This window comes from Okibacterium endophyticum (assembly GCF_054780075.1).
Map to the genome: position 1 here is coordinate 275681 of NZ_BAAGXA010000005.1, position 13431 is coordinate 289111.

General features: G+C 64.9%; 13 protein-coding genes and 1 pseudogene. 6 read left to right on the forward strand and 8 right to left on the reverse strand.

All coding sequences use genetic code 11. From position 1 onward, the window contains the following. Window positions 1-21: 21 nt before the first annotated feature. The 6 genes from ACYVF5_RS05470 to xseA all read right to left on the reverse strand — a co-directional run bounded on the left by ACYVF5_RS05470 (window position 22) and on the right by xseA (window position 5522). The gene (locus ACYVF5_RS05470) at window positions 22-1038 is read right to left on the reverse strand and encodes an alpha/beta hydrolase (RefSeq protein ID WP_460944135.1); all 1017 of its coding nucleotides are present in this window, start codon (window positions 1036-1038) and stop codon (window positions 22-24) included. A gap of 106 nt (window positions 1039-1144) precedes the next feature. Beyond that, window positions 1145-2545 (reverse strand): class II fumarate hydratase, encoded by a 1401-nt coding sequence (locus tag ACYVF5_RS05475; protein WP_460944137.1) that lies wholly within the window; start codon window positions 2543-2545, stop codon window positions 1145-1147. A gap of 130 nt (window positions 2546-2675) precedes the next feature. Then, window positions 2676-3338 carry a carbonic anhydrase gene (locus ACYVF5_RS05480; protein WP_460944139.1) on the reverse strand — a complete coding sequence of 221 codons (663 nt, stop codon included), beginning with the start codon at window positions 3336-3338 and terminating at the stop codon, window positions 2676-2678. Then, the gene (locus ACYVF5_RS05485; protein WP_460944141.1) at window positions 3338-4012 is read right to left on the reverse strand and encodes a DUF4245 family protein; all 675 of its coding nucleotides are present in this window, start codon (window positions 4010-4012) and stop codon (window positions 3338-3340) included. Before ACYVF5_RS05485 ends, ACYVF5_RS05480 begins: the two co-directional genes overlap by 1 nt. After that, entirely contained in the window at window positions 4009-4266 is a 258-nt protein-coding gene (locus tag ACYVF5_RS05490; RefSeq protein WP_460944143.1) for an exodeoxyribonuclease VII small subunit, read from the reverse strand. Before ACYVF5_RS05490 ends, ACYVF5_RS05485 begins: the two co-directional genes overlap by 4 nt. Further along, window positions 4263-5522 (reverse strand): exodeoxyribonuclease VII large subunit, encoded by a 1260-nt coding sequence (gene xseA, locus ACYVF5_RS05495; protein ID WP_460944145.1) that lies wholly within the window; start codon window positions 5520-5522, stop codon window positions 4263-4265. Before xseA ends, ACYVF5_RS05490 begins: the two co-directional genes overlap by 4 nt. A 77-nt stretch (window positions 5523-5599) precedes the next feature. Between xseA and ACYVF5_RS05500 the strand changes: the two genes are divergently transcribed. The 4 genes from ACYVF5_RS05500 (at window position 5600) to ACYVF5_RS05515 (ending at window position 8409) form a co-directional block, all read left to right on the forward strand. Next, entirely contained in the window at window positions 5600-6631 is a 1032-nt protein-coding gene (locus ACYVF5_RS05500; RefSeq protein WP_460945285.1) for a 4-hydroxy-3-methylbut-2-enyl diphosphate reductase, read from the forward strand. Continuing rightward, complete coding sequence (locus ACYVF5_RS05505) at window positions 6628-7185, forward strand: DUF6264 family protein (RefSeq protein ID WP_460944147.1); 558 nt, start codon at window positions 6628-6630, stop codon at window positions 7183-7185. The genes ACYVF5_RS05500 and ACYVF5_RS05505 overlap by 4 nt, the downstream gene beginning before the upstream one ends. 77 nt (window positions 7186-7262) lie before the next feature. Beyond that, entirely contained in the window at window positions 7263-7685 is a 423-nt protein-coding gene (locus tag ACYVF5_RS05510; RefSeq protein WP_460944149.1) for a hypothetical protein, read from the forward strand. 124 nt (window positions 7686-7809) lie between these two features. Next, on the forward strand, window positions 7810-8409 hold the full coding sequence (locus tag ACYVF5_RS05515; RefSeq protein ID WP_460944151.1) for a PadR family transcriptional regulator: 600 nt from the start codon (window positions 7810-7812) through the stop codon (window positions 8407-8409). A gap of 127 nt (window positions 8410-8536) precedes the next feature. On the opposite strand, the pseudogene fbaA reads toward ACYVF5_RS05515, so the two are convergent. Further along, a pseudogene (gene fbaA / locus ACYVF5_RS05520) lies at window positions 8537-9568 on the reverse strand (class II fructose-bisphosphate aldolase); the annotation flags it as partial. 142 nt (window positions 9569-9710) lie between these two features. On the opposite strand from fbaA, the gene glpX reads away from it, so the two are divergent. After that, window positions 9711-10718: a class II fructose-bisphosphatase gene (gene glpX, locus ACYVF5_RS05525; RefSeq protein ID WP_460944153.1), complete on the forward strand. Its 1008-nt coding sequence runs from the start codon at window positions 9711-9713 to the stop codon at window positions 10716-10718. Between the two features lie 54 nt (window positions 10719-10772). Here glpX and ACYVF5_RS05530 read toward each other — a convergent pair whose 3' ends face one another. Then, window positions 10773-12227, reverse strand: coding sequence for a DNA recombination protein RmuC (locus tag ACYVF5_RS05530; RefSeq protein ID WP_460944155.1), 1455 nt, complete (start codon window positions 12225-12227; stop codon window positions 10773-10775). Window positions 12228-12323: 96 nt separating this feature from the next. Here ACYVF5_RS05530 and ychF point away from each other — a divergent pair, with 96 nt between their 5' ends. Then, the gene (gene ychF, locus ACYVF5_RS05535; protein WP_460944157.1) at window positions 12324-13418 is read left to right on the forward strand and encodes a redox-regulated ATPase YchF; all 1095 of its coding nucleotides are present in this window, start codon (window positions 12324-12326) and stop codon (window positions 13416-13418) included. Window positions 13419-13431 lie beyond the last annotated feature (13 nt).

The window sequence follows — 13431 nt, forward strand, 5'->3', positions numbered from 1 at the left end:
GGCGACCGCGCTCCGCGCGGTTCACGCGGTGTCAGTATGACGAGCGGACGGTTCGCCGACCGCCGTTCTGATGAACGAGAGGGTCCGTGCCAGGGCTGTCTGAGCGGCCTCGGTGTCGAGGTCGAACTGGTACTCGTGACCAAGCGCTGGAGCATAGTCGTCGGGCCAGAACAGCGTGGTCACCTGCACGCCGAGCGAGATGAGCTTCTGAGCCAGCGGTTTGGACTGCCCCCGCGTGAGCGGATCTGCGTTGCCACCGCTGATGTACGTCGGCGGAAACGCCTTCGTCACAGAGTCGAGCGTCGACATCTGCGCGATGGCTTCTGACCTCTCGAAATCGCGGGCGCCGGTGTATGCCCAGAGGGTCTCTCTGTCGCCCCAGCCGAACAAGCCGTCGGCGCGCACGAGCGGCAGGACGTCGTAGATGCCGCAGTTCAGGATGACGCCCTTGAGCTGGCCCGGGGTGAGTGACGGCTTTATCCCAACGCGTTCGGCGTAGGGAGGGTCGGTGACGATGAGCGCGATCTGGCTGGTGAGCTGTGCTCCGGCCGAATCGCCCGCCACGATGATGTTGTGCGGATCGACGTGGAGCCGCGCGGCGTTGTCGGTGATGTAGCGGAGGGCATCGTTCAGCTGGTGGACGGCTGTCGGATACCTGTGCTCGGGGCCGACCGAATAGTCCACGCCCACCACCGTGTACCCGGCAGCAGCGATGAGCTTGAAGTAGGGCACGTCGTCCGCTTTGCCGCCGGAGATCCAGGCGCCGCCGTGAGCCCAGACGATCGTCGGCAGGCTCCCACGAGTGTCGTCGGGGTAATACACATCCAATTCGGCGCGCGCATCATGTGGGCGGTACACCTCATTGAGCAGGGTGGTGACCCCTGCGGGGGAGTGGGGCTGCATCGCCCTGAGCACCTTGGATCCGTTCCTGGTGAAGACTCTCCTGATGATGAACGCGCCCGGCACAGGACTCACGATGAACGCGACGACGACCCCGCCGACCAGAACCCCGACGACGCCGACGGCCCACCAGAACACTGTGTCTCCTTCTCCGGCGTCCCTGCCGCACGGCACCGATTTCCCGACGTCTCTTTGCGCGGCATCCTACGAGACCGCCGAACGATTCACCCGTTCACGACAGCCGTCAGTTCGGGTGGGTCATCGACAGCAGGTCGAGCGCGCTGTCGAGTTGTTCCTCTGTGACCTCACCGTTCTGCACAAAGCCGAGGTCGACAACGGCTTCGCGAACCGTGATGCCGTTCGCGACCGAGTGCTTGGCGATCTTCGCCGCTTTCTCATAGCCGATCAGCTTGTTCAAGGGCGTGACGATCGACGGCGACTTGCCGGCCTGGGCCGCTGCGTGATCGACGTTGGCGACCAAGCCGCTCACGGTCTTGTCTGCGAGCACACGTGTCGCGTTCGACAGCAGGCGGATCGATTCGAGCAGCGCTGTTCCCATCAGGGGGATCTGCACGTTGAGCTCGAACGACCCCGATGCACCGCCCCAGGCGACGGCCGCATCGTTGCCGATCACGCGCGAGCAGACCATGAGCACCGCCTCGGGGATGACCGGGTTCACCTTGCCCGGCATGATCGACGAGCCGGGCTGCAGGTCCGGGATCTGGATCTCACCGAGGCCGGTGTTCGGCCCCGACCCCATCCAGCGCAGGTCGTTGCAGATCTTCGTGAGGCTGACGGCTATCGTGCGGAGTGCGCCGGATGCGTCGACGAGGCCGTCGCGGTTCGCCTGGGCCTCGAAGTGGTCTGCGGCCTCTGTGATGGGCAGTTCCGTCTCGGCGGTGAGAATCTCGATGACCAGTTGCGGAAAGCCGAGAGGGGTGTTGATGCCTGTGCCGACCGCCGTGCCCCCGAGCGGAACCTCGGCGACGCGGGGGAGCGCCGTACGCACCCGTTCGATGCCGAGCCTGACCTGCCTGGCGTAGCCGCCGAACTCCTGCCCGAGCGTGACAGGAGTGGCGTCCATGAGGTGCGTCCTGCCGGGCTTCACCGCATCCTTCCACGCCTCGGCCTTCTCTTCGAGGGCGACGGCGAGGTGATCGAGCGCGGGAATCAGCTCGTCGATGAGAGCACCGGTCACAGCGATGTGCACGGATGTCGGGAACACGTCGTTCGACGATTGGGAGCAGTTCACATGGTCGTTCGGGTGCACAGCGCTGCCGAGGCGGGCGGAGGCCAGGGAGGCGAGCACCTCATTCATGTTCATGTTCGACGATGTGCCCGAACCGGTCTGGTAGACGTCGATCGGGAACTGGTCGTCGTGGCCACCCGCGATCACCTCGTCTGCGGCGCCGGCGATAGCGTCTGCGATAGCGCTGTCGAGAACACCGAGTTGCGCATTGGCGATGGCCGCGGACTTCTTGATGCGGGCGAGCGCAGAGATCTGCGCCGACTCGAGCCCGGCGCCCGAGATCGGAAAGTTCTCGACAGCCCGCTGCGTCTGCGCCCCATACAGGGCAGCGGCCGGCACGCGGACCTCGCCCATGGTGTCGTGCTCGATTCGGTACTGTGCGTCCGTGTCTGACACGTGTGCTCTCCTTAACTCTCGATGCGGTGCGACCCTGCGGCGCATCACGTATGCTGTCGAATTGTCTGGTTGCTGATCTATGCCCGGCAGGCGGTGCGGCCGCCGGTTGTCAAGGCTCGCTCCAGCGGGCTCAGCCCGGCTGTTCGTCGTGGATCCCGAGGATGACGTCGGGCACCGCGGTCCCCTCGACGAGTCTGTAGTTGGCGCCGACGATCCCGAGGACTCCGTGTGCAACAGCCTCTGCAATCATCTCAGAGCGCTGAAGGAGCTCGGTGACCGTGTCTCGCAGGTGTTCTCGGCCGACGAGCGTCGAGTCGATCTCTGCGACGCTTCCGCGTGTGAACTCGCTCAGCCCTGAGCTGCGCGCGACCCGTTTAGCTGCTGGCACGATCTGGCTGATCAGCCGGTCGATGTGCGGTGGCAGCTCTGGGGCGTCCGGGGCGAGTGAATCGATGGCCGCCCTGACCGCGCCGCACCGGTCGTGTCCGAGCACGACGATCAACGGCGCGTGCAGGATTTCAACCGCATACTCGATAGACCCGACCACGGAGTCCGAGATCACCTGTCCCGCATTGCGCACGACGAAGAGGTCGCCGAGTCCCTTGTCGAAGATGATCTCGGCGGCCAGGCGTGAATCGGAGCATCCGAAGAGCACAACGTCCGGGGTCTGCGCCTCGGCCAGTCGTGTGCGATCCTCGACGTCCTGACGCGGATGCCGTGGCGTGCCGGCCACGAATCGCGCATTTCCGCGCATCATCTCCTGCCACGCCTTGCCCGGTCGTTTCTGGGGCATCAGTCCTCCGAATTCGTGTTGTGCCTGGTCTGTTCGTTCGCTGTGATCTGCGGGGTGATGGCTTCTGCGACGTCGATGAACTCGGCGTCGTCGGCGGTGCCGAACACGATGAACGTGCTGGTGCCCGCCTCGGTGACGAGCGCATATCGCGCATTGCCGACGTCTGCGCGGGAGTCGCGGTTGTCGTACACCGTCCACGTCACTCCGTCGATCACCGTGGTGGTCGACGCCGGGGTGTTGGCCAGCTCGCCTGCCACCCAGGCTTCGTCGGCAGAGAAACCCTGCGTGATCCCGATGAACTCGTCGCTCGGTGTGATGAGCCCGATGTTCCAGGTCTCGCCGCCGCCGGCCGCCGGCCGGACTTCGGCATAGTTGGCGCTGTATCCGTCTGGAAGCACCGGGTCGGCGAGTGTCTCGTCATACGCCGGCTGTGCGTTCTGGGCGACCTCGGACCAGGTGATCTCCGGCCCAGAAGACACATCGCCGCGCGGAACCGCCAAGACGATGACAACAACGAGGCCCACCGTCACCATGAGCGAGAAAACCAGGTTGTTCACCGTCTGGCGCATACGGTGATGACGCGAGTTCTCAGCCTTGCGGGCGGCGGTCTCTTCTGCTGTCTCTGGGCGCCCGAGCTCGGCGACCACGCGACCGGTCTTCTCGCGTCTGCTCATCGGGCCGGCGGCGTATGGTCTGCCGGCGCCGCGTCGGCGGATCCGGGCGACTGCGCCGCCCGTGCGGCATCGAGTCGTGCCTTCGCGCCGATCAGCCAGTCTTCGCAACGGCGTGCAAGCGATTCGCCCCGTTCCCAGAGTGTGAGGGACTGCTCAAGAGTCGGCGCGCCCTGCTCGAGTTCAGCCACGACGCGAACCAGTTCGTCTCGTGCCTCTTCGTAGCTGAGCGACTCGACGTCTGCGGGCTGGGTCATTGCTTAATCCTATCGCCGGGTGATGACACTCGTATGGTGTCTTCCGGGATCCTCCCTCGAGACTCTGCTGACACGGTTCCGTCTGCGAGCATCAGTGTGATCGTTGTGCCCGCGGGGGCGTCTTCGGCTGATCTCAGCACCCGGCCGCCGTCGACCTGAGCGATGGTGTATCCGCGGTCGAGTGTGCGCTGGGGCGACAGCGCGCGCAGATGGGAACGAAGCTCTGCCACGGTCGTCGAAGCGCGCTCCAGGTGGCGTTCGATGAGTTCGCTGCCCCGCGCGACGAAACGCGTGAGATCCTGCGCTCGGCTGTCGATGATCCAGTCGGCGGTGCTGAGTGCCGGTCGTGACCTGATCTGCTCGATGCGGTGCGCCTCATTCGACAGATACTCGCTCAGCCGCGTGGTGAGGCGTCCGCGAGCCTGCCTGACCCCCGCCAGCTCTTCGGCGACGTCTGGGACGATCCGCTTCGCGGCATCCGTCGGCGTCGACGCCCGCAGGTCGGCCACGTCATCGAGCAACGGCCGGTCGGCTTCGTGGCCGATGGCGCTCACGAGCGGCGTGGCGCACGCGGCCGCCGCTCGAACGACGCGTTCGTCGCTGAAGCCGAGCAGGTTCTGAAAGTCGCCACCGCCCCTGGCGACGACGATGACGTCGACCCGAGGGTCGCGGTCGAGCGTCTCGATCGCCTGAACGACCTCAGGGGCGGTCCGGTCTCCCTGCACGGCCGCGTGGACGACCGTGAACTCAACCGCGGGCCAGCGCAACTGAGCATTGCGCAGCACGTCTTTCTCTGCGTCTGAGTCCTTGCCGGTGATCAGGCCTATGCAGTGCGGCAGGAACGGCAGCCGCTTTTTGCGCGCCGGATCGAACAACCCCTCGGCGGCGAGCGACGAACGCAACCGCTCGAGGCGCTCGAGCAGGTCTCCCAGCCCGACATGCTTCATCTGGAACACCTGCATCGTGAGGGTTCCGCCCTTGAGCCAGTAGTTCGGCTTGACCAGTGCGACGACCCTGTCGCCCTGTTTCAGATCATCCGGAAGCCGAACCCGCACAGACGACCAGATCGTGAAGCTCACCGTCGCGTCTTGTTCCAGATCGCGAAGCTTGCCGTAGACGTTGCCGCCCGAGACGCCCCACTGGGTGATCTCGCCCTCGACCCAGACCGAGCCGAGCCGGTCGATGTAGTCCCTGACCTTGGTTCCGAGCAGCGCGATCGGCCACGGATTGTCGGCTGTCGCAGCGCCGTCTGGCATCGATTCTCTCTCCCACCTGTCGCTCAGCGCCCGCACCTAGACTGGACCACGTGAGTGACGTGACGATCAGCCTTCCCATGCCCAGGGTTCCCGGGGCGAAGAACAGGCTCAAGAATACCCCGGTGGTCGGACACAAGAAGGTTCTTCTTGCCGCACCGCGCGGATACTGCGCCGGTGTCGACCGGGCCGTGATCGCCGTTGAGAAAGCCCTCGAGCACTACGGTGCACCCGTCTATGTGCGCAAGCAGATCGTGCACAACGTCCACGTCGTCGCCGAACTCGAACAGCAGGGAGCGATCTTCGTCGAAGAAGTCGACGAAGTGCCGCCCGGCGCCCACATCGTCTTCAGCGCCCACGGCGTCTCGCCGGCGGTTGTCAACGCCGCCTCGGATCGCGGACTGCACGCGATCGACGCGACCTGCCCGCTCGTGACGAAGGTGCACCGCGAGGCCGTGCGGTTCGCGCGCGACGACTTCGAGATTCTGCTGATCGGCCACGAAGGGCACGAAGAGGTCGAGGGCACGGCGGGCGAGGCGCCCGATCATGTGACGCTCGTCAACAGTCCGGACGACGTTCCCTTCATCGAGGTGAAGGATCCGGACAAGGTGGTCTGGCTCTCACAGACCACGCTGAGCGTCGACGAGACGATGGAGACGGTCAGGCGCCTGCGTGAGCGTTTTCCGAACCTGCAGGACCCGCCGAGTGACGACATCTGCTATGCGACGCAGAACCGGCAGGTCGCCATCAAGAAGGTGGCCGAGGGAGCCGACCTCGTGATCGTCGTCGGATCGGCCAACTCATCGAACTCGGTGCGTCTCGTCGAAGTGGCGCTGGAATACGGGGCTAAGGCCGCCTACCGCGTTGACTACTCGACCGAGATCAGGCAGGAATGGCTCGACGGTGTGACAACCGTCGGAGTCACGAGCGGCGCATCGGTGCCAGAGGTCCTCGTTCGCGAGGTTCTCGAGGACCTGGCCGGTGCGGGATACGCCGACGTGCACGAGGTGAAGACGGCAGAGGAAGACCTGATGTTCTCACTGCCGAAAGAGCTGCGCAAAGACATCAACGGAACGCGTGATTCTCGCGCGCTCGGAGGGAGGACCCGATGAGCGACGCCCGCCAGCGGCCACAGTATGGGGAGTACGCGAGCCCCGAAGAGCAGCAGGCCAGGATTCGGATGCCCGTCGATCACGATGAGGGTGTGCCGGCGGTTGCCCCTGGTGCACGGGAGACACCCGCTGCACAGGTTCCGGCGCAGGCGCCTTCTGGCGCAGCTGACCAGTCGCAGTCCGCAGCGCGCAACGGTGACCGGATGGCCACGTACGTTCTGCTCGGCGTCGGCCTGGCCGTTCTGCTGCTGTCGCTGCCGTCGATGGTTCAGATGCCCACCGCGTTGGATCTCGCCTTCCGCCAGTTCGGCATGGGAGGCTACACATCAGACGGGATCGCGACGGCGATGGGCTGGACGGCGCTCGTTGTGCACGTGGTGTGCCTGGTGGGTGCCTTTGTGCTCGCTCGCCGGTTCCTGGCCGCGCGAAAGCTCGCCTGGTGGATTCCGCTCGTGGCCGGTGTGATCGCGAACGTGGTCTTTATGGTCTGCCTGTTCGTGGCGATGTCCGCAGATCCCGCCTTCACCGAGTACCTCAACCAGGTGCAGCCGTAAGAGTGTCGTTATGGACAAAACAGGGGAGAGCGGGAGTAGCTGTCGAATTATCATGACGCCTCTGGATGATCCCTCACATGACTTCAGCGCCTGACAACAGGATCGGAACCACGCCACCCCGACAAGGCGTGGTGAAGAAGATCGTTCAGATCATCGCGCTCGTGTTGGCCGTCGGGGCTGGGCTCTATCTGCTCTTCGCCCCGTCCTACCGAACCGAGATGTCTGATTCGGCGGGCGACGTGTACTCAGGAACCACAACGATCCTTGAGAACGCCGGCATCTGGGCTATCGTCCTGGCAGCGATCCCCCTCGCAATCGCCGTGTCACCCCTTGTCGTCCCGCCCCGTGCGTGGCAGGCGGTGACGATCGTTGCCACAGTGCTTCTCGCGATATGGGGCGTTGCCGGAATGTGGAGCATCGGCGGCTATTACGCGCCAGCGGTACTGTGTCTCTTCATCTCGATCTTCATCCCGCATCGAAGAGCGGCTCGATACACCTAGACAGCTGCGTCGTTCGCGGCCGGCGGGGAACACGTTGTGTCACGTTGTCCTGATCTGAATATCGCGTATCTATATACTCGATATTCATAGCCCGCGTAACGGGTCTGCGAGGACGGAGTCGTTGATGACGGTGCGAATGAGCCTGCTGGCCATTCTCGATCAGAGCCCGTGCTACGGGTACCAGCTGCGCGCCGAGTTCGACAGGCGCACAGGGTCCCTCTGGCCGCTGAACGTCGGTCAGATCTACACAACTCTCGATCGGCTCGTGCGCGACGGCCTCGTCGAGAAGCGTGAGAGCGACGAACAGGGCCACGTCTATTTCAGCACCACAGTCGAGGGCAGTGCGCAGGTCAGGGAGTGGCTTGCCGCGCCGGCCGCACAGGCAGCCGGCACCAGGGACGAGCTCGCGATCAAACTCGCGATCGCTGCAACGCTCCCGGGTGCGAACGTATCCACTCTGATCGAGGCTCAGCGCGAGTCGTCGCGTGAGGTGCGTGACCGACTGAACGCTGCCGTCTATACACACGGAGACCCGGGTGGTGCAGAGGAGCTCGCGTGGCAGGTTCTCGTTGACTCGATGATCTGCAGCGCCGATGCACAACTCCGCTGGCTCGACCGCGTGGAGCAGCGGCTCGCTGAACGCGCGCCGTCGTCGACCGTGCTCCCGGTGAGCACCGAGGTGAAAAAACGCGGGCGGCCGTCGAAGGTGTCGACCGACGCCTGAAACGTTCTGTTCTGTTCTGTTCTGTTCTGCTGAGCTGAACTGCTCTCGCGGTCTGGTCGCTCCCGTACAGGCGCAAAACGGCGGATGCCCCGGGTTCTGTATCCGGGGCATCCGCCGTTCTTGTCTGTCAGCTCTTGGAGTGGCCGGCCGAACCGAGCTGCCTCGTCGCTTCGACGACGCGTTCGGCCATCGCGGACTCGGCGACCTTGCCCCAGGCGCGGGGGTCGTAGAGCTTCTTGTTGCCGACCTCACCGTCGATCTTCAGCACGCTGTCGTAGTTCGACAGCATGTAACCGGCGATCGAGCGTGTGAAGGCGTACTGGGTGTCTGTGTCGATGTTCATCTTCACCACGCCGTTCCTGACGGCTTCGGCGATCTCGGCGTCGCTCGAGCCGGAGCCGCCGTGGAAGACGAGGTCGAGGGGCAACGGGTCTGTGCCGTACTTGGCCGCGAGGCCGTCTTGGATCTCTTTCAGCAGCTCGGGGCGCAGCTTGACGTTGCCCGGCTTGTAGACCCCGTGCACGTTGCCGAAGGTGAGCGCGGCCATGTACCGGCCGTTCTCGCCGAGACCGAGCGCGTCGACCATCGCTATCGCGTCGTCGAGGGTGGTGTAGAGGTGCTCGTTGATGTCGTGGCTCACGCCGTCTTCTTCGCCGCCGACGACACCGATCTCGACCTCGAGGATCGAACCGATTCCCTTCATGCGGGGCAGGATGCTCTTCGCGATCTCGACGTTCTCATCGAGGGGAACCGCGGAGCCGTCCCACATGTGCGACTGGAACAGCGGGTTGCGGCCCGCTTTCACCTCTTCTTCCGATGCCTCGATGAGCGGGTAGACGAATCCGTCGAGGGCGTTCTTCGGGCAGTGGTCGGTGTGGAGCGCGACGGTGACAGGGTAGTTCTTCGCAACCTCTGTCGCGAACTTCGCGAACGCGATGGCGCCGGCCGCGCGGTTCTTGACGGTCTGGCCGGCGAAGTAGTCGGCGCCACCCGTCGACACCTGGATGATGCCGTCCGAGCCCGCCTCGGTGAGCCCCTGGAGCACGGCGTTGACGGTTTGCGAGCTCGACACATTGAATGCCGGGTAGGCGAATCCCTGTGCCTTGGCGGTGTCGAGCATTTCTGCGTACTGCTCTGGGGTTGCGACGGGCATGGCTGCTCCTTTGAAAACGTTCGTAGGGGTGTGCTCGTTAGTTTAGTGAAGACGGCGGTCCGATGCCCGCAGACGTTAGGCTGGTGGTGGCGCCCCCAGCACGCCGTGAATCGTCTGACGACGCCATTTTCGACACTGTGAGGACACCGTGAACAGCCCTGAGACAGAATCGCTTTTTCTGCACCCGGACCGCAACCTGGCGCTTGAGCTCGTGAGAGCCACAGAGGCCGCCGCGATCAGGGCGGTGCCGTGGATCGGGCGCGGAGACAAACTCGGTGCGGACGGAGCGGCCGTCGACGCCATGCGCAAATTTCTCGGCACGGTCAACTTCGACGGTGTGGTGGTGATCGGCGAGGGTGAAAAAGATGAGGCGCCGATGCTCTTCAACGGGGAGCGCGTCGGCAACGGACGCGGCCCGGCCTGCGACATCGCTGTCGACCCGATCGACGGCACGAGCCTGACCGCTGCCGGCCGGCAGAACGCCCTCTCGGTGATCGCCGTGTCCGATCGGGGAACAATGCTCGATGCCTCGAGCGTGTTCTACATGGACAAACTCGCCGTCGGTCCGGAGGGGGTCGGCGTCGTCGACATCCGCAGGCCGATCGGCGAGAACATCCGGGCATATGCGAAGGCGACGGGCAAGGACGTCGGCGAGGTGAGGGTAGCCGTGCTCGACCGCCCCCGGCACGCCCAGCTGATCGAAGACATCCGCGCGGCCGGCGCCGGCACGCGGATGATGAGTGACGGGGATGTGGCCGGAGGCATCAATGCCGCGAGGTATGAGTCGCGCATCGACATGTGCGTCGGCATCGGTGGCAGCCCTGAGGGAATCGTGACAGCGTGCGCGATCAAGGCGCTCGGCGGCCAGTTTCAAGGCCAGATGTGGCCGCAGAACGACGAGGAACGCCAGAAGGGCATCGATTCGGGCCTCAAGATGGATTACGTCTATGAGGCAGATGAGCTCGTCGCGAGCGACAACACGTTCTTCGTGGCGACGGGTGTCACCGATGGTGGTCTTGTGCAGGGTGTGCGACGCAAGGGTCCCATCATTCGCACCGAGAGTGTTGTGCTGAGGTCGAAGTCCGGAACTATCCGGCGCATCGTCGCAGACCACCTCGCAGCCAAGTGGCTCGACAGCGACTCACCCAGCTCGTAACGACCCGGTCGCGGCGAACCGCTCGCGGCGAACCGCTCGGCGGATGGAGCGTCGTCACTCGAGGCGTTTCGCTATCGAGTCCTCGAAGTCGATCAGAGGGTCGTCTGCCGTCAGCTCGTCTTGTTGCAGGTCGAGCTCGGGGTGAGTCGTGCGGGCGTCTGAATCTGAACCGTCGACGGCCAGTTCGGCGACGAGTTCGTATGCCGTGGCCTCGCGCGCAGTCTCTTCGGCGGGAGAGAGGGTGGGCAGCACCTTCGACTCGTCGAGCATGTTGAGCTTGCGCGCCGAGGGGAGCACCTGGCGTTCGAGCGAGCCGACGAACTTGTTGTAGTTGTTCACTGTCGCCGTCACCGACCGGCCGAGCTTGTCGATGTGACCGGCCATCGTCGTCAGGCGGCCGTACAGCTCGCGGCTGAGGTCGAACAGCTGCTTCGCCTCTTGTGTCACCACGTCTTGCTGCCAGCTGAAGGCCACAGTCTTCAGCACGGACCAGAGGGTGACCGGCGATGAGAGCGCCACCCGCTTGCTGAAGGCGAACTCCATGATCGTCGGGTCGGCCTCGAGCGCGGATGACACCAGAGATTCGCTCGGGATGAACGCGATCACCATCTCGGGGCTGGCGTCGAGGCCGTCCCAATAGGACTTGCTGCCGAGTGCGGTGATGTGGTCTCGCACGGCCTTGACGTGCGCCTTCATCAGCTGATCGCGTCTCGCAAGCTCCGCCTCTGAGGCCGTGGACGGAATCGCGCTCGCCTCGAGAAAAGAGTTGAACGGCGCCTTCGCATCGACGGCTATGCTCTTGCCGCCCGGCAGGTGCACGACCATGTCTGGGCGGCCCGCGCCGCTGTCAGAGGTGATGCTCGACTGCACGTCGAAGTTCACGCGCTGCAGCAGCCCGGCGGCTTCGACCACGCTGCGCAGCTGGGTTTCGCCCCAGACGCCGCGGGTGCTGTTGTTCTTGAGCGCGGCCGCGAGTGACTCGGCCGTTGAGCGCAGCCGTTCCTCTGACTCCGTCGCAGACTTCAGCTGCTGTGAGAGCTCTCCGTGCTGCTGCACACGCTGCGTCTCGAGATCCGTGACCTTCTTCTGCATCTCGTGCAGGCTTTCGCGAACGGGAGCGAGCGCCTGCAGCACCTTGCTCTCGGCCTGCTCCCTGGCTTCGCGTTCTGCCTGCTCGGCTCGGTGGCGCTCCACGAGCTCACGGTACTGGGCCTTCTGTGCGTCGATCTGTTCCCGCAGCTGGCTCGCCGTGGCATCCGCCGCCGCCAGCCGGGACTGCAGCACCGACCGGCTCTGGGCCTCGTCTGAGAGCAGGGCGGCTCGTGCCTGCGCCTCTTCGGCGCGCACGGCCTGAAGCTCGCCCGCATGGCGTATCTCGATGAGCGCGAGATCGTCTGCGGTCGGGCCCCCCGACCGGTTGAGCCTGCGCGCAGCGAGCAGCCATCCCACGAGTGCACCGATGGCGATACCGGCGAGAAGGCCGATGACGAGTGCGAGTATCAGGTCCATGCATCAAGTGTCGCAGTGACCTCTGACATTGCCCGTTGCCCGCGTGGCGAGCCGCGCTGACGGCTGTTCGGTGGCGGGCCGGTACGATGGAGCCTCGTGGCTCTTACAATCGGAATCGTCGGCCTGCCCAATGTCGGCAAGTCGACCCTCTTCAACGCACTGACCAAAAACCAGGTTCTCGCGGCGAACTACCCGTTCGCGACGATCGAGCCGAACGTCGGTGTGGTGAACCTGCCAGACCCCAGGCTCGACGTTCTCGCTCGCATCTTCGCAAGCGAACGCATCCTGCCCGCCACCGTGTCGTTCGTCGACATCGCGGGCATCGTGCGCGGTGCGAGTGAGGGCGAGGGGCTCGGCAACAAGTTTCTGGCGAACATACGTGAGGCGGATGCCATCGCCCAGGTCGTGCGCGGATTCAGCGACGCAGACGTTGTGCACGTCGACGGCGAGATCAACCCCGCGAGCGACATGGAGACGATCAACACCGAACTGATCCTCGCCGACCTCGAGACCCTCACGAAGGCAGAGGCGCGCTTCGAGAAAGAGGTGCGCGGCAAGAAGCTCGATCCGATCGTGCTCGAGACCGCCAAAGCGGCGAGGGCGTATCTCGACACCGGCAAACCGCTCTCGTCGTCGAGCATCGACCTCGAGCCCATCAAAGACCTGGGGCTCTTGACCGCGAAGCCGTTCATCTATGTCTTCAACGTCGATGAAGAGGTGCTGACAGACGACGCGAAGCGTGCAGAGCTGGCGGCGCTCGTCGCGCCGGCGCAGGCGGTGTTCCTCGACGCGAAGATCGAGTCTGAGCTGATCGACCTCGATCCAGAGGATGCCGCCGAGCTGCTTGCGTCGACGGGGCAGACCGAGTCCGGCCTCAATCAGCTCGCGCGCATCGGCTTCGACACGCTCGGACTGCAGACCTACCTCACCGCCGGACCGAAAGAGACCCGTGCGTGGACGGTGCCGAAGGGGGCGAAGGCGCCCCAGGCGGCCGGGGTCATCCACACCGACTTCGAGCGCGGATTCATCAAGGCCGAGGTCATCTCGTTCGATGATCTGGTCGAGACCGGCTCGATCGCCGAGGCGCGTGCGAAGGGCAAGGCGCGTGTCGAGGGCAAGGACTATGTCATGCAGGACGGTGACGTGGTGGAGTTCCGGCACGGAGGGCAGTCTGGGAGCGGCAAGAAGTGATCGCCCGCAGCCG